Annotated in this window: 16 protein-coding genes; 14 read left to right on the top strand and 2 right to left on the bottom strand. The window is 66.3% G+C overall.

Annotated elements, in window-relative coordinates; translation table 11 throughout:
• Window positions 1-138 precede the first annotated feature (138 nt).
• Together CAL29_RS19710 and CAL29_RS19715 are read left to right on the top strand one after the other, a co-directional pair.
• Complete coding sequence (locus CAL29_RS19710; protein ID WP_256977598.1) at window positions 139-3,615, top strand: ATP-binding protein; 3,477 nt, start codon at window positions 139-141, stop codon at window positions 3,613-3,615.
• The gene (locus tag CAL29_RS19715) at window positions 3,596-4,585 is read left to right on the top strand and encodes a response regulator transcription factor (RefSeq protein WP_094854736.1); all 990 of its coding nucleotides are present in this window, start codon (window positions 3,596-3,598) and stop codon (window positions 4,583-4,585) included. Before CAL29_RS19710 ends, CAL29_RS19715 begins: the two co-directional genes overlap by 20 nt.
• A 128-nt stretch (window positions 4,586-4,713) precedes the next feature.
• On the opposite strand, the gene aceA is transcribed toward CAL29_RS19715, so the two are convergent.
• Entirely contained in the window at window positions 4,714-6,051 is a 1,338-nt protein-coding gene (gene aceA, locus CAL29_RS19720; protein WP_094854737.1) for an isocitrate lyase, read from the bottom strand.
• A 487-nt stretch (window positions 6,052-6,538) separates the two neighbouring features.
• Between aceA and CAL29_RS19725 the strand changes: the two genes are divergently transcribed.
• The 10 genes from CAL29_RS19725 (at window position 6,539) to CAL29_RS19770 (ending at window position 17,473) form a co-directional block, all read left to right on the top strand.
• Window positions 6,539-6,787 (top strand): type II toxin-antitoxin system Phd/YefM family antitoxin, encoded by a 249-nt coding sequence (locus CAL29_RS19725; protein ID WP_094854738.1) that lies wholly within the window; start codon window positions 6,539-6,541, stop codon window positions 6,785-6,787.
• Entirely contained in the window at window positions 6,784-7,188 is a 405-nt protein-coding gene (locus CAL29_RS19730) for a type II toxin-antitoxin system VapC family toxin (protein ID WP_094856764.1), read from the top strand. The genes CAL29_RS19725 and CAL29_RS19730 overlap by 4 nt, the downstream gene beginning before the upstream one ends.
• 57 nt (window positions 7,189-7,245) lie before the next feature.
• Window positions 7,246-8,076, top strand: coding sequence for an NADPH-dependent 7-cyano-7-deazaguanine reductase QueF (gene queF, locus CAL29_RS19735; RefSeq protein WP_094854739.1), 831 nt, complete (start codon window positions 7,246-7,248; stop codon window positions 8,074-8,076).
• 479 nt (window positions 8,077-8,555) lie between these two features.
• Window positions 8,556-9,497, top strand: coding sequence for an ABC transporter permease (locus tag CAL29_RS19740; RefSeq protein WP_094854740.1), 942 nt, complete (start codon window positions 8,556-8,558; stop codon window positions 9,495-9,497).
• Complete coding sequence (locus CAL29_RS19745) at window positions 9,497-10,336, top strand: ABC transporter permease (RefSeq protein ID WP_094854741.1); 840 nt, start codon at window positions 9,497-9,499, stop codon at window positions 10,334-10,336. Before CAL29_RS19740 ends, CAL29_RS19745 begins: the two co-directional genes overlap by 1 nt.
• Window positions 10,333-12,189 carry a dipeptide ABC transporter ATP-binding protein gene (locus CAL29_RS19750; protein ID WP_094854742.1) on the top strand — a complete coding sequence of 619 codons (1,857 nt, stop codon included), beginning with the start codon at window positions 10,333-10,335 and terminating at the stop codon, window positions 12,187-12,189. The genes CAL29_RS19745 and CAL29_RS19750 overlap by 4 nt, the downstream gene beginning before the upstream one ends.
• A gap of 35 nt (window positions 12,190-12,224) precedes the next feature.
• Window positions 12,225-13,817 carry an ABC transporter substrate-binding protein gene (locus tag CAL29_RS19755; RefSeq protein WP_094854743.1) on the top strand — a complete coding sequence of 531 codons (1,593 nt, stop codon included), beginning with the start codon at window positions 12,225-12,227 and terminating at the stop codon, window positions 13,815-13,817.
• A gap of 50 nt (window positions 13,818-13,867) precedes the next feature.
• The gene (locus tag CAL29_RS19760; RefSeq protein WP_094854744.1) at window positions 13,868-15,364 is read left to right on the top strand and encodes a M81 family metallopeptidase; all 1,497 of its coding nucleotides are present in this window, start codon (window positions 13,868-13,870) and stop codon (window positions 15,362-15,364) included.
• A 114-nt stretch (window positions 15,365-15,478) separates the two neighbouring features.
• Window positions 15,479-16,411: a LysR family transcriptional regulator gene (locus tag CAL29_RS19765; RefSeq protein ID WP_094854745.1), complete on the top strand. Its 933-nt coding sequence runs from the start codon at window positions 15,479-15,481 to the stop codon at window positions 16,409-16,411.
• A gap of 66 nt (window positions 16,412-16,477) precedes the next feature.
• Complete coding sequence (locus CAL29_RS19770; protein WP_179284112.1) at window positions 16,478-17,473, top strand: asparaginase; 996 nt, start codon at window positions 16,478-16,480, stop codon at window positions 17,471-17,473.
• A 55-nt stretch (window positions 17,474-17,528) separates the two neighbouring features.
• Here CAL29_RS19770 and pgsA read toward each other — a convergent pair whose 3' ends face one another.
• Window positions 17,529-18,101, bottom strand: coding sequence for a CDP-diacylglycerol--glycerol-3-phosphate 3-phosphatidyltransferase (gene pgsA / locus CAL29_RS19775; RefSeq protein ID WP_094854747.1), 573 nt, complete (start codon window positions 18,099-18,101; stop codon window positions 17,529-17,531).
• A gap of 394 nt (window positions 18,102-18,495) precedes the next feature.
• Here pgsA and CAL29_RS19780 point away from each other — a divergent pair, with 394 nt between their 5' ends.
• Both CAL29_RS19780 and CAL29_RS19785 read left to right on the top strand, forming a co-directional pair.
• Window positions 18,496-19,275 (top strand): class II aldolase/adducin family protein, encoded by a 780-nt coding sequence (locus CAL29_RS19780; RefSeq protein ID WP_179284113.1) that lies wholly within the window; start codon window positions 18,496-18,498, stop codon window positions 19,273-19,275.
• Window positions 19,276-19,410: 135 nt separating this feature from the next.
• The gene (locus CAL29_RS19785) at window positions 19,411-20,976 is read left to right on the top strand and encodes an ABC transporter substrate-binding protein (RefSeq protein ID WP_094854749.1); all 1,566 of its coding nucleotides are present in this window, start codon (window positions 19,411-19,413) and stop codon (window positions 20,974-20,976) included.
• Window positions 20,977-21,064 lie beyond the last annotated feature (88 nt).

Genomic DNA, 21,064 nt, shown 5'->3' on the forward strand with positions numbered 1-21,064 from the left:
AAGGGACGCCGCGTCCGGGGGTTCGATGCCATACTAGGAACGCATGACGCAGCGCAACATACGTTGATTGACGTAGTGGCCGCCGCGCCCGCAGCGAGTAAAAAACCGGCATACGTCGATCGACGCATATCTGCCCACATGAACACGACAAGGGAACAACGCGTGGACGCCAGCGCAACCCAACGCATCGTCAAGGTCAGGCGCGACTACAACACGTGGGTCGCCAACGAGACCCTGGAGGACTACGCGCTGCGTTTCACGCCGCTGTCCTTCCGCAAGTGGTCCGAGCTCCGCGTCGCCAACACCGCCCTGGGCGCCGTCTCCTTCCTGGCGCTGGAGGCCATCGGCGGCGCGCTGGCCTTGAACTACGGCTTCATCAACGCCTTCTGGTCCATCATGGCGGTGTCGGTGCTGATCTTCCTGACGGGCCTGCCCATCGCCTACTACGCCGCCCGCCACGGCCTGGACATGGACCTGCTGACGCGCGGCGCCGGCTTCGGCTACATCGGCTCGACCATCACGTCGCTGATCTACGCGTCCTTCACCTTCATCTTCTTCGCGCTGGAGGCGGCCATCATGGCGCTGGCGCTGGAGCTGTGCACGGGACTGCCGTTATCGCTGGGCTACCTGGCCTGCGCGGTGGCCATCATCCCTTTCGTCACCTACGGCATCACGCTGATCAACCGCCTGCAGGCCTGGACGCAGCCGGTGTGGCTGCTGCTGCTGACGCTCCCGTATGTCTTCATCCTCGCCAAGGATCCCGGCGCCCTTGCCGGCCTGCTCGACTACGCCGGCCGCGGCGGCAACGGCGGCCACTTCGACCTGCTGATGTTCGGCGCCGGCGTGGCCGTGGGCGCGGCGCTGATCACGCAGATCGGCGAACAGGTCGACTTCCTGCGGTTCCTGCCCGCCCGGACGGCCACCAACCGCGGGCGCTGGTGGCTGGCCCTGCTGTGCGCCGGCCCGGGCTGGATCGTCCCGGGCGCGGCCAAGATGCTGGCCGGCGCCTTCCTGGCCTACCTGGCGCTGGGCCACGGGGTGCCGGCGGCCAAGGCGGCCGACCCGACCAAGATGTACCTGGTGGCCTTCCGCTACGTCTTCGACCATCCGGCCTGGGCGCTGGGCGCGATGACGCTGTTCGTGGTGGTGTCGCAGGTGAAGATCAACGTCACCAACGCCTACGCCGGCTCGCTGGCCTGGTCCAATTTCTTCGCCCGCATCACCCACAGCCACCCCGGCCGCGTGGTGTGGCTGGTGTTCAACGTGCTGATCGCCATCGGCCTGATGGAGATGGGCGTGTTCGACGCGCTCGAGCACGTGCTGGCCATCTTCGCGCACGTCGCCATCGCGTGGATAGGCGCGCTGGTGGCGGACCTGGTGATCAACAAGCCGCTAGGCCTGAGCCCGCGCGGCATCGAATTCCGGCGCGCCTATCTGTACGACATCAATCCGGTGGGCGTGGGCAGCATGCTGCTGGCCCTGATCCTGTCGCTGGTGGCCTACGCCGGCGCGTTCGGCGCGGTGGCCGAGGCCCTCTCGCCCTTCATCGCGCTGCTGGCGGCGTTCGTCACCGCGCCGGCGATCGCCCGCGCCACGCGCGGCCGCTACTATCTGGCGCGCCGGCCGCATGACTTCCCGGATGCCGCGCCCCGCTCGGAAACGTGCGGCAACCGCGCCGCCAGCGGCGCGGGCGCATCGCCGCGCGGCCTGCGCTGCGTCATCTGCGCCAACATCTTCGAAGCGCAGGACATGGCGCAATGCCCGGCCTACAGCGGCGCCATCTGCTCCCTGTGCTGCACGCTGGACGCCCGCTGCCAGGACCGCTGCAAGACCGGATCGCGCCTGCAGGACCAACTGGGCGCCGCGTTGCGCGGCATCCTGCCCGGCGCCGCCACGCCGCTGTTCCATACCCGCCTGGCGCACTACCTGGTGGCGATCGGCATGATAGGCGGGCTGCTCGCCGCCATCCTGTCGCTCATCTATTACCAGGAAGCCGTCACCTTCGCGCAGATCGGCGCCGACACCTCGGCGCTGCGCTCGACCTTCCTCAAATTGTTCGCCGCGCTGCTGCTGATCGGCGGCGTGGCCGCGTGGTGGCTGGTGCTGACCAACGAGAGCCGCCAGGTGGCGCAGGAGGAATCCGATCGCCAGACCAACCTGCTGCTGCGGGAAATCGAGGCCCACCGCCGGACCGACGCCCAGTTGCAAAAGGCCAAGGAGGCGGCCGAGGCCGCCAACCTCGCCAAGAGCCGCTTCATGGGCGGAATGAGCCATGAACTGCGCGCGCCGCTGAACAGCATCCTGGGCTACGCGCAGATCCTGCAGCGCGACGCCGCCATGCCGGCCGGCCGGCGCGAGGCCGTCGACGTCATCCACCGCAGCGGCAAGCATCTCATCGGCCTGATCGACGGCCTGCTGGACATCGCCCGCATCGAGGCCGGCAAGCTGCGCCTGGAAACCGCCGACCTGCGCCTGCCGGAATTCCTCGACCAGATCGTCAAGATGTTCCGGCCGCAGACCGCCCTGAAGGGACTGTCCTTCCACTACGAGACGGCCGCCAACCTGCCCAAGATCGTCCACATCGACGAGAAGCGCCTGCGCCAGATCCTCGTCAACCTGATGAGCAATGCCGTGAAGTTCACCCGCGCCGGCCACGTGGCCTTGCGCGTGCGCTATGCCTCCAACATGGTGCAGATGGAAGTGGAGGACAGCGGGGCCGGCATTCCGGCGCAGGACCTGGAGCGCATCTTCATGCCCTTCGAGCGCAGTTGGGCGGCCGACGAGCAGGCCGACACCGGCACCGGACTGGGCCTGACCATCTGCCGCATGCTGACCGGCATCATGGGCGGCGAGCTCACCGTGCGCAGCGAGGTCGGCCGGGGCAGCGCCTTCACCCTCAAGCTGTTCCTGCCGGAAGTGCGTTCGCCGCGCAGCGACCTGCGGCCCGGCGGCCTGGTGGTCGGCTACGCCGGGGAGCGGCGCGGCGTGCTGATCGTCGACGACCAGCCGTCGCAGCGCCGCCTGCTGCGCGAGATGCTGGAGCCGCTGGGCTTCGCCATCCACGAGGCGGCCAACGGCCAGGACTGCCTGGCCCGCGCGCACACGCTGCGGCCGGACCTGATCCTGATGGACATCTCCATGCCCGGCCTGCCGGGCTCGGAGGCATGCCGCCTGCTGCGCGACCAGGGGGTAGGCGTGCCGGTCATCATCGTATCGGCCAACGCCTATGGACTCGATCCCAAGGAAGCGATGGAATCGGGCCTGACCGACTGGCTGGTCAAGCCGGTCAACCTGGATGAGCTGCTCAACAAGATCGGCCTGCACCTGAAACTGGAGTGGGTGGCGCAGGCGCCGCCGCCCGAGCCCGACGCGCCCGACGAGGCGCGGCTGCGCACGGTGGCGCTGGCGCGCGCCGATGCCGAGTCCCTGCTGGAACTGGGCGCCATGGGCTACATCAAGGGCATATTCGCCCGCCTGGACGAGATCCGCGCGCGCGCCCCGCATACCGCGCCGCTGATCGACCATCTGGCCCTGCTGGCCAAGGATTTCCGGCTGGCCGAATACAACACCCTGTTGAAGGAATACGTACAGCGCCATGCCGCAAGCCTCCGATAAAAAGCTGGTGATGCTGGTCGACGACACGCCCGACAACCTGAAGATGCTGTCGGACGCGCTGGACGAGGCCGGCTATATCGTGGTCGTCGCCACGGACGGCGCGTCGGCGCTGGAGCGGCTGGACTTCGTGCTGCCGGACATCGTGCTGATGGACGCCCTCATGCCCGTGATGGACGGCTTCGAGGCCTGCCGCCGCATCAAGGCCCATCCTGCCGCGGGCCACGTGCCGGTGGTGTTCATGACCGGCCTCACCGAGCCCGAACACGTGGTGCGCGGTTTCCAGGCCGGCGGCATCGACTATGTGACCAAGCCCATCGACACGGAAGTCGTGCTGGCGCGCCTGGAAGCGCATCTGCGCAACGCGCGCATCATGTCGGTGGCGATGAATGCCATGGACGCGGTCGCCAACGCGGTGGTGGTGCTGGACGCGCAGGGCCAGGTGACGTGGAAAACCAGCAAGGCGCGGCTATGGCTGCGTGAATACTTCGGCCAGCCCGAGGATGCCGCGGGCCTCGCGCCGGCGCTGTCGGAATGGATCGTCCGGCAACTGCAACGGCCGCCGGGCCGGGAGCCCGCGGTATTCGCCGTGGCCTCGCCCGCAGTTGGCGACGCCGTCGGCCAGGCGCCTGGGGCCGCCCTCCCCGCCGGCCGCCGGGAATTGCGGCTGCGGCTGACGGCCTCGCGCAAGGCGGGCGAATACGTGCTGCTGATGGACGAGCGCGAATTGCCCGCCGACGCCGCCGATACGCTGGCGGCCGCCTACCAGTTGACCCTGCGCGAACGGGAAGTGCTGCTGTGGCTGGCCAAGGGCAAGACCAACCGGGACATCGGCGATATCCTGGGCATGGCCCCGCGCACGGTGAACAAGCATCTGGAACATGTCTACGTGAAGCTGGGCGTCGAGACGCGGGCCGCGGCGACGGCGCTGGTGCTGACGCACATGCACAGGGGCGGCAAGGACGCCGCCTAGGGGACAAACGTCGGGGACCCGGACCGCAGGGACCCGGACCGCAGGGACCCGGACCGCAGGGACCCGGCCCCGCGAGATGTCCACCGCCGGCCGCGCGACATACCGATGCGCGGCCGGCGCCCCTACCCTTACCCCGCCTTCGCCAGGCGCAGCGCCTCGCGGCGCGACTCATGGTCGAACTGCGCTTCCTCGGTCGAACCGTGCAGGGCCGTGGTCGACGAGCGGCCGCCTTCGATGGCCTGCGTCACCGCGTCGAAATAGCCGGTGCCGACCTCGCGCTGGTGGCGCACCGCGGAGAAGCCCAGCGTCGCCGCCGCGAACTCCTTCTCCTGCAGCTCGACGAAGGCGCTCATCTGCCGCCGCGCGTAGCCATGCGCCAGTTCGAACATGCCGTAGTTCAGGGAGTGGAAGCCCGCCAGCGTGATGAACTGGAACTTGTAGCCCATGGCGCCCAGCTCGCGCTGGAACTTGGCGATCACGGAATCGTCGAGGTTCTTCTTCCAGTTGAAGGACGGCGAGCAGTTGTAGGCCAGCATCTTGCCCGGATAGCGCTGGTGGATGGCCTCGGCGAAACGGCGCGCGTATTCGAGGTTGGGCGTGCCCGTCTCGCACCACACCAGGTCGGCGTAGGGCGCGTAGGCCAGTCCGCGCGAGATGGCCTGGTCCAGGCCGGCGCGGGTGCGGTAGAAACCCTCGACGGTGCGCTCGCCGGTGATGTAGGGCCGGTCGTTCTCGTCGACGTCGCTGGTGACCAAGTCCGCGGCGTCGGCGTCGGTGCGCGCCAGCAGCAGCGTGGGCACGCCCAGCACGTCGGCCGCCAGGCGCGCCGAGATCAGCTTGGACACCGCTTCGCGGGTCGGCACCAGCACCTTGCCGCCCATGTGGCCGCACTTCTTCACCGAGGCCAGTTGATCCTCGAAGTGCACGCCCGCCGCGCCCGCCTCGATCATGCCCTTCATCAGTTCGAAGGCGTTGAGCACGCCGCCGAAGCCGGCCTCCGCGTCGGCCACGATGGGCGCGAAGTAGTCGACGTAGCCGCACTGCCCCGGCTCCTTGCCTTCCATCCATTGGATCTGGTCGCAGCGCGTCAGCGTATTGTTGATGCGGCGCACGGCGGCGGGAACGGAATCGGAGGGGTACAGCGACTGGTCGGGATACATCTGCCCCGCCAGGTTGGCGTCGCCGGCGACCTGCCAGCCGGACAGGTAGATGGCCTTCAGGCCGGCCTTGACCTGCTGCATCGCCTGGTTGCCGGTCAGCGCGCCGAGCGAATTGACGAAAGGCTCCTCATGCAGCAATTGCCAGAGCCGCGTGGCGCCGTGCTGCGCCAGGCTGTATTCCGGCACGCGCGAGCCGCGCAGGCGCACCACCTCGGCGGCGTCGTAGCCGCGCTGGATGCCGCGCCAGCGCGGGTTCTCGGCCCAATCCTGCTGCAGGCGTTGGATTTCGGTTTCCCGGTTCGTCATGGTCTTGCTCCTCGAAGGTTTTGAGTGGAAATGCCGGACTGCGTGGCTGCCTGGACTGCCGGCGGCCGATTCACCGAATCGTTGCCGCGCGCCTGGGAGACAGCACTGCCCGGGCTTCCCGTGTTCGCGCAACCTTGATTCGTTGGGAAACAGTCTAGGTTTTTGCTGCGCGGCAAAATCACCCTCTGCCCTATGCAAGACGAAATTTTTAACTCAATAAAATCAATAAATTACAGACGCCATTTCGGATTGAGAAACGAAAACAGGCGCCTTGAAACGCGGCCATGCGGCGGCGCGGAACGATTTTTCATCCGGGCCGCTCAGCGTTTCGCAATGTGAAAAAACAGGCGTGTCCCATGGCTCGAAAAAGCACGATCCCGGGAACGTTGGGTCCAGGACGGTGACTGAGCTAATCCAAGGGCTTAAAATGACTAGAATAAATAGTCATTTTTCGCCTCAACCGTTCATTGTCAAAAGGGGGCGAGTCATGGAGCTGACCGTGTCGCACCGGTATATTTCGAAGACCCATTTCAAGGCGCACGCGCTGGAAATCTTCAGGCAGGTGGAAGCCAGCGGCGAAGCCGTGGTCATCACGGACCACGGGCATCCCACGCTGGAAATTCGCCCGTACCAGCCTGCCCAGGAGAACGCGCTCGACCTGCTGCGCTCGTCCGTGCTGCGCTACGACGACCCGTTCGCGCCGGTCGGCGAAGACGATTGGGAGGCCGCGCGGTGATTCTCCTGGACACGCACACGCTGGTCTGGTGGATCGCCGGGGACCGCGCCCTGGGCCATGGCGCGCGGGAACGCATCGAGGCGGAACAGGGCAAGGGCGCGCACGGCGAGATCCTCGTTTCCGCCATCTCCGCCTGGGAGGTCGCCATGCTCGCCAGGAGCGGCCGCCTGGCGCTGACCATGTCCGCCGGCGCCTGGCTCGACACGGTGGCGCACATACCCGCCGTGCGCTTCCTTCCCGTCGACGCGCGCATCGCCGCGGCCTCCGCCGAGCTGCCCGGCGACTTCCACAAGGATCCGGCGGACCGCATCATCGTGGCGACGGCGCGCGCCCATCGCGCGGCGCTCGCCACGGCCGACACGAAAATCCAGACGTATCCCCACGTGGAGACGGTCTGGTGAAGCGCCGGCCGCCGCCGCGGCCTAAAATTGCGGCCTGACTCGTTTTCCCGTATCGCCATGACTTTGCAAGACGCGCCCTTGGGCCACGAGGTCGCCTACCCCGACCGCTACGATCCCACGCTGCTGTTTCCCATCGACCGCGCGCCCAACCGCGCCGCGCTGGGCATTACGGCGGACAGCCTGCCCTTCGAGGCCGGCGTGGACATCTGGAATGCCTATGAGGTGTCCTGGCTGGATCCGCGCGGCAAGCCGCGGGTGGCGCTGGCGAGCTTCGGCGTGCCCGCCACGACGCCGCGCATCATCGAGTCCAAGTCCTTCAAGCTCTACCTGAATTCCTATAACCAGGAAAGGATGACGGATGCGGACGCGGTGGCCGCCCGCATGCGCCGGGACCTGAGCGCGGCGGCCGGCGGCGACGTCGGCGTGCGCCTGATCGCGCCGGACCAGTTCGACGCGCAACGGATCGCCGAACTGGATGGCGTCTGCCTGGACGACCTGGACGTGGAGATCGACACGTATACGCCGGCGCCGCAACTGCTGCGCACCGCCGGCGAGGCCGGCGTCGTCGAAGAAACGCTGATGTCCCGGCTGCTGAAATCGAATTGCCCGGTAACGGGGCAGCCGGACTGGGGCAGCGTGCAGGTGCGCTACCGCGGACCGCGCCTGGACCGCGCCGGCCTGCTGGCCTACATCGTGTCCTTCCGCCAGCACGCCGATTTCCACGAACACTGCGTCGAACGCATGTTCACGGACATCCTGCGGACCTGCCGCCCGGAGCGGCTATCGGTCTACGCGCGCTACACGCGGCGCGGAGGACTGGACATCAATCCCTGGCGCGCGACCCGTGACATGCCCACGCCGGTGGATGTCCGCACCGCGCGGCAATAGCGGGACCCATAGCGAGCGTAGTGGCAGCGGCAGTCGCGGCAGCGGCCACCGCTGTCGTCGCCGCGCCGCGCCGGCAAGCGGCGCCGTCCGCACCGCTCGAACGCCGCGATGTGGCAATCTCGAACTAGGATTTTCCCCTACGTTCAGGGCTTCCACGCCCTTCCCTCATGCCGTGTGACGCACGCTCGCCCGGCAACGCCATGCCGCGGACTTCCCAGGAGGAATGCTTCCGCGCGGCGCGAAACGCCTCCGCGCAATGCGCTGCCTTCTAATTAAGGCAACGGCTGATTGATCAAACTCTAATTGTTGTCTCGCAGCGTCGTCCCTAGAATTTCCACCACATGAGGGGCGACGGCTGATACGACACCCGGCCGCGCGGCGCATCGCCGCGCAAGGGCAAGCAAGCCCTTTCGCCCTCCCACAACATGGAGAGCAGGCGTCTCGCCGCGCCTGGAACTCCTACCTCCGACGAGGGGAAAATGCTTGCTTACACCTGTAGGCGTCTATTGATGACGCTACCGGTCATGCTGTTCGTCGCACTATTCGTGTTCGGCCTGCTTGACCTCGCTCCGGGCGATCCCGCCGCCCTGCTCGCCGGCGAAGACGCCACCCCCGAGGCCATCGAGAAAATCCGGGAAACGCTGGGGCTGAATCACTCTTTCCTGCATCGATTCGCCGACTGGATCCATGCCGCCGTCCACGGCGATCTCGGCACCTCGCTCTACACCGGCCTGCGGGTGTCGGACATGATCGCGCAGCGCATCGCGCCGACGTTCACGCTGATGGCCATGACGCTGCTCATATCGGTCGCGCTCGCCATTCCCATGGGCACGCTGGCCGCCTGGAAGCACAACCGCTGGCAAGACCGGGGAATCATGGTCTTCGCGGTCTTCATTTTCTCCGTTCCCGCCTTCGTGGTCGGCTATCTGCTGGCCTGGGTCTTCGGCCTGCAACTGCGCTGGTTTCCCGTGCAGGGCTACGTGCCCTTCTCCTCGGGCGTCTGGGCCTCGCTGCATACGCTGGTCCTGCCCGCGTTCGCCCTGGGCAGCGTCTACGTCGCGCTCATCACCCGGATCACGCGCGCCACGATGCTGGAGACGCTTTCGCAGGATTACATCCATACCGCGCGCGCCAAGGGCGTGGACAACCGGACCTTGCTGTTTCGCCATGCGTTGAAGAACGCCGCCGTCCCCATCGTGACCGTGGTGGGCATCGGCGTGGCGCTGCTGATCAGCGGAACGGTGGTCACCGAAACCGTCTTTTCCATTCCCGGGCTGGGCCGGCTCGTCGTGGACGCCATCCTGCGGCGCGACTATCCCGTCATCCAGGGCACCGTCCTTCTCTTAAGCTTCCTCTACGTCATCGTCAACCTGCTCGTCGACCTCCTCTATCGCGCTTTCGACCCCAGGATCAAGTTCTGATGAAAAGCCTCTTCGGCCTCTGCAGGAGGCAACCCACCATACTGGCGGGCCTGATACTTCTCGCCGTCATCGTCTTCCTGGCGGTCTTCGCGCCCTGGCTGGGCACCATCGATCCGACCGCCCTGTCGCCCATACACCGCACCCGCAATCCCGGCGCCGAATTCTGGTTCGGCACGGACCTGCTCGGACGCGACGTCTATTCCCGGGTGATCTACGGCGCCCGGGTGTCGCTCATCGTCGGCTTCTCGGTCGCCCTTCTGTCGACCGTCATCGGCGTGGCGATAGGCCTGGCCGCGGGTTTCGTGCGCTGGCTGGACGCCGTGGCGATGCGCATCATGGACGGCTTCATGTCGATTCCCACGATCCTGCTGGCCATCGCGCTGATCTCGGTCACCCGTCCCTCCATGAAGAACGTCATCCTGGCCATCACCGTGGCCGAGATTCCCCGGGTGGTGCGACTGATCCGGGGGCTGGTGCTGACCCTGCGCGAACAGCCCTACGTGGAAGCGGCGGCATCGTCCGGCGCCGGCACCTTGCGCATCGTGTGCAAGCACATTTTTCCCAACACCATCGCGGCGCTCACGGTCCAGGCCACCTATATCTGCGGCGTCGCCATCCTGGCCGAAGCGAGCCTGTCGTTCATCGGGGCCGGCGTCCCGCCGTCCGTTCCCTCATGGGGCAACATCATGGCCGAGGGCCGCACCCTGTGGCAGGTCAAGCCTTATCTGATCGCGTTTCCCGCGGTCTTCCTGTCGATCACCATCCTGGCCATCAACATGCTGGGCGACGGCCTGCGGGACGCGATCGACCCGCGCATGAACCGGAGGTCCGGCGAATGAATACGCCCATGTCCCAAGCCCCGGACGAACCCGTCCTCCAGATCCAGGATCTCTCCGTCGACTTCGGCCCCGGGCAGAAACCGGTCCACGCGGTCCGCGGGCTCGACCTGCGGGTCAATCGGGGAGAAACGCTCGCCATCGTCGGCGAGTCCGGATCCGGCAAATCCGTGACCTCCCTGGCCACGATGCGGCTGGTCGAGTTCGGCGGTGGAAGGATCACGTCCGGCAGCATCCGGTTCCAACGCGAACATGGCTACGTCGATCTGCTCAAGCTCTCCGAAGTGGAAATGCGGACGATCCGCGGCGGCGAGATCGCGATGATCTTCCAGGAACCGATGACGTCGCTGAATCCGGTGCTCACCGTCGGCCAGCAAATCACCGAAGCCATACGCCTGCACCAGAAATGCGATTCCCGCACCGCGCTGGAAGGCGCCCGCCGCATTCTGGACCAGGTGCGCATCCCGGACGCCCGCGGCATCCTGCAGCGATATCCCCATGAATTGTCGGGCGGCATGCGCCAGCGCGTGATGATCGCGATGGCGCTGTCGTGCAAGCCATCGCTGCTCATCGCCGACGAGCCCACGACGGCGCTGGACGTCACCATCCAGGCGCAGATCCTGCAATTGATTCGCGCGCTGCAGGAGGAAATGGACATGGGGGTCATCTTCATTACCCATGACATGGGCGTCGTGGCCGAAGTGGCCGATCGCGTCATGGTGATGCGCCATGGCGAAGTCGTCGAGGAAAACGAGGTCGAGCCGCTCTTCGCGCAACCCGCCCATCCCTATACCCGCGCTCTCCTGGCCGCGGTTCCGCGCCTGGGCGACATGCGGGGCACGTCGGCGCCGGCTCGCTTCAATCTCCTCGGAGAGCAAGAGACCGCCGGCGCCGCCGGGCCGGCGGCGCAGCCGTCCTCCCAGGGTGAAGGACAGACCATCCTGCGCGTCAAAGACCTGGTGACCCGCTTCGATCTCCGCAGCGGATTCCTGGCGCGCGTGCGCAAGCGCGTCCACGCCGTCGAACACCTCAGCTTCGAACTGAAGGCGGGCGAAACGCTGGCGCTCGTCGGCGAATCCGGCTGCGGCAAGACGACCACCGGCCGCTCGCTGATGCGCCTGGCGAAACCGTTGTCGGGGACGGTCGAATTCGACGGCCGCCGCATAGACGGCGGCGATCCGGCGTCGCTGGCGCATCTGCGCCGGAACATGCAATTCATCTTCCAGGATCCGTTCGCCTCCCTGAACCCCCGCATGCGCATCGGCGAGAGCATCAAGGAACCCATGCTCATACACGGACTGGCGCAAGGCCGCGAAGCCGACAGGCGCGTCGCCGCGCTGTTGGAGCGGGTCGGCCTGAGCAGCGCCATGGCCGGCCGCTGGCCGCATGAGTTTTCCGGCGGCCAGAGACAGCGCATCTGCATCGCGCGCGCCCTGGCCGTGAATCCCAAGGTGGTCATCGCCGACGAGTCCGTGTCGGCGCTGGACGTCTCGATCCAGGCCCAGATCGTGAACCTGCTGATCGACCTCCAGCGCGAATTCGGCATGGCCTATCTGTTCATTTCCCACGACATGGCCGTGGTCGAGCGCATCAGCCACCGCGTGGCGGTGATGTACCTGGGCCAGATCGTCGAGATCGGCCCCCGGCAGCGCATTTTCGAGAACCCGCAGCACCCGTACACCCGCAAGCTCATGCAGGCGGTGCCTATTGCCGACCCCACGCAGCGCCGGGGGAGAACCCTGGAAGTCAGCGAAATCCCGAGTCCCGTCCGGCCCATCGGCTACCAACCCGTCGTCGCGCCGCTGGCGAACGTCGGCCCCGGCCATTTCGTCGCGCGGCATGCGATCGGCGCATAGCGGCCCGGTCTCCCAACAACACAAGGAACATCGCCATGAATCGTAGAAGCTTCCTCCTGACACCGCTTGCCCTGGCTGTCGCGCAGACGCTGCCGGTTTCGGCATTCGCCCAGCCCAAGCCCAGGAACTTCCGCTGGGTGCCGCAAGCCGACCTCACGTTGCTCGATCCCATCTTCACGACGGCGCAGATCACGCAAAACCATGCGCAACTCGTCTTCGACACCCTGTACGGCCTGGACGAAAAGTTCCAGCCCCATCCGCAGATGGCCGAAGGCCACACCGTCAGCGACGACAAGCTGGTCTGGACGATAACGCTGCGCGACGGCCTCAAGTTCCACGACGGCTCGCCCGTGCGCGCCGCCGACGTGGTGGCGAGCATCAAGCGCTGGGGCGACAGGGACCTGATGGGCCGGACGTTGATGAAGGCCACCAAGTCCATTGAAACGATCGACGATCGCACGCTGCGCATCACGCTGTCCGAGCCCTTCCCGCTGATCCTGCACGCGCTGGGCCGCCAGACGACCAATATGGCCGCCATCATGCCGGAACGTCTGGCCAGGCTTCCGTCGAATCAGGCCATCAAGGAAATGGTCGGCAGCGGCCCCTTCCGTTTCCTGGCCGACAAATGGATTTCCGGCTCCAAGGTGGTGTACGAGCGCTTCGAGGGCTATGTTCCGCGCAAGGACACGATGGCGCCAAGCTTCGGCGCCGGTCCCAAGATCGCCCACATACCGGGCGTCGAATGGAACATCATTCCCGACAGCGCCACGGCGATCGCGGCGCTGCAGGCCGGCGAAATCGATGGCGTCGAACGGGTCAACAACGATTTCCTGGGCATGCTGAAGGAGATGCCCGACGTGCAGTTGGTCAAGATCGGCCTTCCGGGCATCAACATCCTGCGCTTCAACCATCTATACCCCCCGTTCAACAACGTCGAGATCCGGCGCGCCATTCTCTCCGTGGTCAACCAGACGGAGTACATGACGGCGGCGAACGGCTCCTCCTTCCCGGAATACTGGAACGACCACTGCGGGGTATTCGTTCCCGGCTGCCCCATGGACAGCAAGGCGGGCATGGAAAAACTCACCGGCAAGCGCGACATCGCCGCGGCGAAAGCCGCGATCGGTAAGGCCGGCTACAACAACGAGCGCGTCGTCCTGCTGGACCCCGTCGACTTCCCGTCGCATCACGCATCGGCCCTGGTCACCGCGGACCTGTTCAAGAAACTGGGCTTGAACGTGGACGTCCAGTCCGTCGACTGGGGCACGGCGGTTCAACGCCGCAACAGCCAGGCCTCGCCCGAGGAAGGCGGCTGGAGCGTGGCCTTCACCGGCCTGAGCGGCATGAACAACCTGGACCCCGCCGGTCATCTGGCATTGCGGGGCAACGGCAAGAACGCGTGGTTCGGCTGGCCCCAGAGCGCGCGCCTGGAAGAACTGCGCGATCAGTGGTTCAAGGCCCCGGACCTGGAGACGCAGAAGAAAATCTGCGCGGAAATCCAGGAGCAGGTCTTTATCGATGTTCCTTATATCCCGCTGGGCGCCACCTACCAGGTTTCGGCGCTCCGGTCCCAGTGGAAAGACTTCGAGCCGCTGATGCCGCTGTTCTACACCCTGCGTCACGCCTGACCGATCGAATCCGCCGCGAGACCGCGGCGACTACCGCTGGAGCAAAGAACATGCGCATCGCAGTCCTGCAATTCACCCATGAAACCGTCACGTTTCTGCCCAACGACACCACGCTCGACGACTTCGTCTACGCCGGGTCGCCGGCAAGCGGCGAGGCCCTGTTGCGGACGGACCCCAAGGGCTACATGGGCGGATTCGTCCAAGTGGCCCGCGAGTATGCCGACGTCGAACTGGTGGGCATTACCTCGCCGCTATTCCCCAAGACCGGCACCGGCTCGGGCTGGATAACCCGGGAAGCCTTCGAACACTTCACCCGCATCATGGTCGAGGAACTGGCGGAACAGGGGCCCTTCGACGGCGCATTCCTGGCGCTGCACGGCGCCAGCGCCGTGCGCGGCGTACCCCGGCCCGAGGCGGAACTGGCGCGGCGGGTCCGCGCCGTCATCGGCGAAGCCGCTTTCATCAGCGCTACGTTCGACCCCCACGGCAATGAGGACGAGCAGTTCCTCCAGAGCGCCGATATGGGTTTTTGCGTCAAGTACTTCCCGCACTACGACATGCACCTGCAAGGCGAACGCGCCGCGCGCATGCTGGTCCGCGCCATCCGCAAGGACTTCGTGCCCACGCACGCCGTCATCCGCGTGCCCATCATCGCGCCCACCGTGCTGATGTGGACCGGCGCCTCCCCCTGGTCGGACCTGGTCCAGCGCGCGCTCACCTGGGAAGCCCGCGAGCCCGATGTGTTCGTCAACGTGTTCTTCGGATTCCCGTGGGCGGACGTGCCGGACGCCGGCATGACGATCCAGGTGCTGACCAACGGCAAGCCCGACCTGGCCAGGTCCGTTGCCGAGGATATGGCCAACTGGGCCTGGCGCAAGCGCGAAGCCCTGCTGAACACGACCAGGATCCATGACATGCCGACCGGCGTGCGGCTGGCCGCCGAAGCCGTCGCCGCGGGCAAGTCGCCGGTAACGCTGGCCGACTGCAGCGACCGGTCCGGCTACGCGACCTGGCTTCTGCGCGAAGTCCTTGCCCAGGACCTGAAACGCGCGCTCATCGCCACCGTCGCTTCTCCCCGGACGATAAAGGCCCTGGAACAGGCAGGCGCCAAGGCGGGCGACGATTTCGACATGGAAGTGGGCGGACTCATCGATGAATCGGCCGGGCCCGCCATCCGCGTAAAAGGCAAGATACACAGCGTCGCCAAGGCCACGGCCGGGCGTTTCCGGGCGCAGGACTGGTATCTCGTTTCCTTCGGCGAAGGCAACATCCTGATATTGAGTCCCTATCTCGTACAGATCCAGGAGCCGCAAGACCTGTGGGACCTGGGCCTGCGGCCGGAGGACTTCGACGTCGTCGCCGTCAAGTCGCGCGTCCATTTCCGCCGCGGTTTCGACGACAGCGGCTATTCGCCCACCATCCTGATCGTCGAACCCGACGAGCCTTTCATGGGAACGGTGCGGCTGGAAGCCCTGGACTACCAGCATCTGAAACTTGCCGACTACTATCCCTACGGCAACCCGGTCTTCGACTGCAAGGTGCTGTAGAACGTGCTGTAGAACGTGCGGCGCAGCGGCGGGCGCGGCCATGCGGGCCGAGGGCCGCCCGCCGCCGCCCGTATACTGCTGTCTCCGTTCAGGTCCGCTGCGCCCGTCCTTTCGATGCTGAACACGGCTTTCCGCTATTTTCTCGAGGTTGTGGACTCCGGCTCCCTGACCGGCGCGGCATCGCGCCTGCACGTCGCGCCGTCCGCGGTCAGCAGGATGATCCGCAAGCTCGAGGACGAGTACAAGACGCTGCTGTTCGAGCGGCACGGACGCGGAATGGTGCTGACCGAGGCGGGCGAGATCCTGGCGACCAGCGCGCGGCGCGGCCAACTGGAGGCCGAACATGCCAGGATGGACATTTCCGACCTGCGCCGGGTCGGCAAGCGCCACATCCGCATTTCCGCCAACCAGGCGTTCGGCATGGAGCTGCTGCCGCGCTTGATGGCTCGCTTCCAGAAAACAGAGCCGGACGTGACTTTCCATCTGACGCTCGCACGCGCCACGGAAATCCACCGCAGGATACAGGACGGCGAGGACGACATCGGCCTCTACTACAGCCTGCGGCCCGCCGTCGACGTCAATCTCCAGTATTCGCGGCGCATGCGGGTGCTGGCGCTGGTCAAGGAGGATCACCCGCTCGCCAGGAAAGCGTCGATCTCGCTGAAGGACATCGAGTCCTACCCGGTCGGGCAGATGAGCCAGGGCACCACCATCCGGACCATCGTCGACCTGTGCTGCATGCAGGCGAACGTCGCGTTGACGACCGTGTTCGTCAGCAATAACGTCACGTCGCTGCAGAATTTCTGCCTGGAGCGGGAGGACGTGGTCGTCTTCTTTGGCGAGCTGACCGCCACGTCCGTCCTGCGGCAATGCGGCCTGGTCGCGCTCCTGATCAGCGACCCTCAACTCCATCAACGGCATCTGCAGATCATCACGATGGAAGGCCGCGAGATGCCCAATAGCGCGAAGCGGTTCCTGGAAATGACCATCGACCATATCGAGCACAAGCGGGACCAGCCATGGGACGACCCGGGCGACCGGGCATGAGGGACCGCCGCGCCGGGGTCTGACGGCGCGGTCCCGGCACAATTTGGAGAAAGGATGAATTTCCCGATGAGCACCGAATCCCCCGGGACGAAGCAGCCGCTTCCCCATGTCTGCGTGTTCGCGGTAGGCGGCACCATCGCCGGAAGCGCGGACAGCCGCACGAACACCACCGATTACAAGATCGGTTCGATCGGCGTCCGGGACCTGATTGCCGCCGTGCCGGAAATCGCGCGGATAGCGGAGGTGACCGGCGAGCAGATCGCCAACGTTCCCAGTTCGGACGTGGGCGGCGAGGTGCTCCTGCGGCTGGCCAAGGCCATCGCCGCCAGGCTCGAGGATCCCGAGGTCCACGGCGTCGTGGTGACCCATGGGACGGACACGCTCGCCGAGTCGGCCTTTTTTGTCGACATCACGGTGAAGAGTCCCAAGCCCGTGGTGTTCGTCGGGGCGATGCGCCCCGCATCGGCCATCAGCGCCGACGGACCGGGGAATCTGCTCAAGGCGGTGTCCCTGGCGGCTTCCGGGGATGCCGTGGGCCGGGGGACGCTGCTCGCGCTCAACGACCGGATCGCCTCGGCCTTCTATGCCAACAAGACCCACAGCACGGCCGTGGATACCTTTCGCGCCGAGGAACAAGGCTACCTGGGCGGCTTCGTCAACGCCCGCCCGCGGTTCTGGTACACCCCCGCCACGCCGGTCGGGAAACCCTGCTTCGATGTCCGCGCCATCGAGTCCCTGCCCAAGGTCGCCATCCTCTATGCCCACCAGGACCAGGACGACGCGCTTATCGACGCGGCCATCGCGAATGGCGCGCGGGGCATCGTCATCAACGCCTCGGGACATGGTTCGGTCGGCACCGCCACGAAGAAGCGCATCCGGGAACTGGACGCGCGGGGTTTTCCTGTCGTCAGGGCGACGCGCACGAACAACGGCATCGTGGCCGAAAAACCCGAGGGAATCGGCGCCGGCGTCCATACCGCGGCCAAGGCGCGATGGCTGCTGTGCCTGGCGCTGGCGCGAGGCGCCTCGAACGAGGAGATCCGCGCCTATTTCCGCGCCTGAGCCCGCCGTGCGCCGGCTTCGGCCATCCGCCCGCCCGGCCGCCCGGCCGCCGGCCCTACTTGCTCTTTTCCCGGATGGCGGGCCACGCGCGCTGCAGGTAGTACAGCATGGACCACACCGTCAGGATGGCGGCGATGAGGATCAGGATGTCGCCCAGCACGCGCAGGCTGATGCCGTGGATGGGCTGGTTGTAGAGCAGGCAGGGAATGGCGATCATCTGGGCCGCCGTCTTGAACTTGCCCAGCCGGTGCACCGCCACGCTGGCGCTGGCGCCGATCTTGGCCATCCATTCGCGCAGCGCCGAGATGGTGATCTCCCGCCCGATGATGATCAGCGAGATGAAGGCGTCGACGCGGCTCAGGTCCAGCAGGACGATGAGCGCGGCGCATACCATCAACTTGTCCGCGACGGGGTCGAGGAAGGCGCCGAAGGCGGAAGTCTGGTTCCAGCGGCGCGCCAGCCATCCGTCGAACCAGTCGGTAAGCGCGGCCACGATGAAGGCCGCCGCCGCAAGCAAGTCGCGGCTGCCTTCGTCAAGCCAACTGCCGGGAAGATAGAACAGGCCCACCACCAGGGGAATCATGGCGATGCGCAGCCAGGTCAGAATGATCGGTACGTTTAGGGGCATGATGGCGAGTATGCTACATCACCCCGGCCCCCATAATTCGTCATAGGGCCATTCCCGGCGAATTTGTCCTCGTTCGATGACAAGGACGCGCGCCGGATCGCGTTCGAATCGGCATCGGCTCGGGCTCCAGATCGGCTCGGATCGGCTCCGAACCGCACGATATCGGGAAAACCGCCGCCCCGATCGGTGCATGCCGCGCCACCATGGTGCCGCCTCGAAAACTCCATAATTTTTTTGCCCCGGGCTAGGGTTTTTCCCTGTTCACCCGCCTCGCCGTTAGCGGCAATCTGTCGACAGGTGACAGATTTGCGCTTTTCCTCGGAAACCCTCTGTCGCCCCGGAAATATCCATTATTTTCCATACGAATCAAGGGGTTGATATGTCAGCGGTGCAAATGGCCAAGTCCTCCCGGGCAAGCGGCAACGAGGCCGAATGGCAAGTGCGGCAGGATCTGGCGGCGGCCTACCGCCTGGTGGCGCTGTATGGCATGGATGACAGCATCTATACCCATATCTCGGCCCGCGTCCCCGGCACGAACGATCAGTTCCTGATCAATCCCTTCGGCATGCTGTTCCGCGACATCACCGCGTCCTCGCTGGTGAAGATCGACCTGGAAGGCCGCATCGTCGAGGACAGCGAATACGACGTGAACCCGGCCGGCTTCACCATCCACAGCGCCGTGCACATGGCGCGCCACGACGCGGCCTGTGTCCTGCACACGCATACCGTGGCCGGCGTCGCCGTGGCCTCCCTGGCGGGCGGCCTGCAGCCGTGCAACCAGTGGGCGCTGCAATTCCACAATCGCGTCGTCTACCACGACTACGAAGGCATCGCGCTGAACCACGAGGAGCGCGACCGCCTGGTCCGCGACCTGGGCCCCACCGCGCGCGCCATGATCCTGCGCAACCACGGCCTGCTTACCGTCGGACGCACCGTCGCCGAGGCGTTCATCCTGCACCTGAACCTGGAGCGCGCCTGCCGCGTGCAGATGGCGATCCAGGCCAGCGGCCAGCCCATCCATCCCGTGCCCGAAGAGATCTGCGAACTCACGGCCCGCCAGTACGCGAGCGGCGACTCCAACCGCCTGGCCGGCAGCGCCGACCCCAACGCGCGCGAGTGGCGCGCGCTGCTGCAACGGCTGGAACCCCCGTCCAGCGCTTCCTACCGGGACTGACCGGCGGCATCGCCCGTCCCCGGAGCCTGTCGCCTCGACCGCGCTCCGCCGCATGCACGCGCCCGCCTGCATGCCGGGGACGGCTTTGCCCGCCCTTTCCCTCCCTCCGCTCATCCAACCGAGGATCGCCAAGTCATGAACCGTCGTGAACTAATGAAGCTGGGCGCCGCAGGCCTGGGCCTTTCCATCGCGGGCGTCCCGCTGTCCGTGCTGGCGCAGGGCAAGAAAGGCGGCGCCATCAACGTCATCGTGCAGCCGGAGCCGCCCGGGCTGATGATAGGGATCACCCAGAACGGCCCCACCCAACTGGTCGCCGGCAATATCTACGAAGGCCTGCTGCGCTACGACGAGAAGCTGACGCCCCAGCCGCAACTGGCCGAGTCCTGGACCCGCAGCGACGACGGCCTGACCTACACCTTCAAGCTCCGCTCCAGCGTGACGTGGCACGACGGCAAGCCGTTCACCGCCGACGACGTGGTGTTCTCCGCCGACGTCTTCCTGCGCAAGACCAGCGCCCGCCTGCGCGCCGACCTGGAATCGGTCCAGTCCATCGCGGCGCTGGACCCGCTGACCGTGCAGTTCAAGCTCAAGCAACCGTTCGGCCCGTTCCTGGGCCTCTTCGAGACGGGCACCATGCCCATGGTGCCCAAGCATCTCTACGAGGGAACGAACTTCCTGAGCAATCCGGCCAACAACACGCCGGTCGGCACGGGCCCCTTCAAGTTCAAGGAATGGGCCAAGGGTTCCTACATCCACCTGGTGCGCAACGAGGCCTACTACCTCAAGGACGTGCCCGTCGTCGACGAGCTCTATTTCCACGTCATCCCGGACGCCGCCTCGCGCGCCGCGGCCTTCGAGTCGGGAAAGGTCGACGTGGTGCCCGGCGGCGCGGTGGAATTCTTCGACGTGACGCGGCTGTCCAAGCTGCCCGGCGCGGCCGTCACCACCAAGGGCTGGGAATTCTTCGCCCCGCACTCGTGGCTGTGGCTGAACAACCGCACGGCGCCCATGAACGACGTCAAGTTCCGCCAGGCGGTGATGTACGCGCTGAATCGCGAGCTGATGGCCAAGATCGCCTGGCAGGGCTACGCCAAGGTGGCCACCGGTCCCTTCAACAGCCACATCAAGGACTACAGCGACAACGTGCGCAAGTATCCCTGCGATCCGGCCAAGGCCAAGCAGTTGCTGGCCCAGACCGCCTACAAGGGCGAAACCCTGCGCCTGCTGCCCCTGCCCTACGGCGAGACCTGGCAGCGCCTGGCGGAGATCACGCGCCAGAACCTGGCGGCCATCGGCGTCAAGGTCGAGATGACGTCCACCGACGTCGCGGGCTGGAACCAGCGCATGAACGAATGGGACTACGACCTCGCGTTCACCTACGTCTACCAGTACGGCGATCCCGCCCTCGGCGTCTCGCGCAACTACACCACCGCCAATATCGCCAAGGGTTCGCCCTTCAACAACGTGGCGGGCTACAGCAATCCCAAGGTCGACCAGTTGTTCGAGGCCGCCGCCCACGAGGTCGATCCCCAGAAGCGCGCCGCCCTCGACCTCCAGGTGCAGCAACTGCTGCTGGAGGAAGTCCCCGTGGCGTGGCTGCACGAGATCAATTTCCCGACGCTGTACCGCACCAAGGTCAACAACCTGATCAGTTCCGCCATCGGCCTGAACGACAGCCTGGGCCGCGCCAGCCTCGGCTGATAGACCCACCCCCAACCCGCTTCGCGGGCCCCCTCAAGGGGGCGGCGTTGGCGGACCGGCGGAGCCGGATCCGCTACGCCCTGGATGG

This window comes from Bordetella genomosp. 10, assembly GCF_002261225.1.
In the GTDB taxonomy this organism is placed as follows: Bacteria; Pseudomonadota; Gammaproteobacteria; order Burkholderiales; family Burkholderiaceae_B; genus Bordetella_C.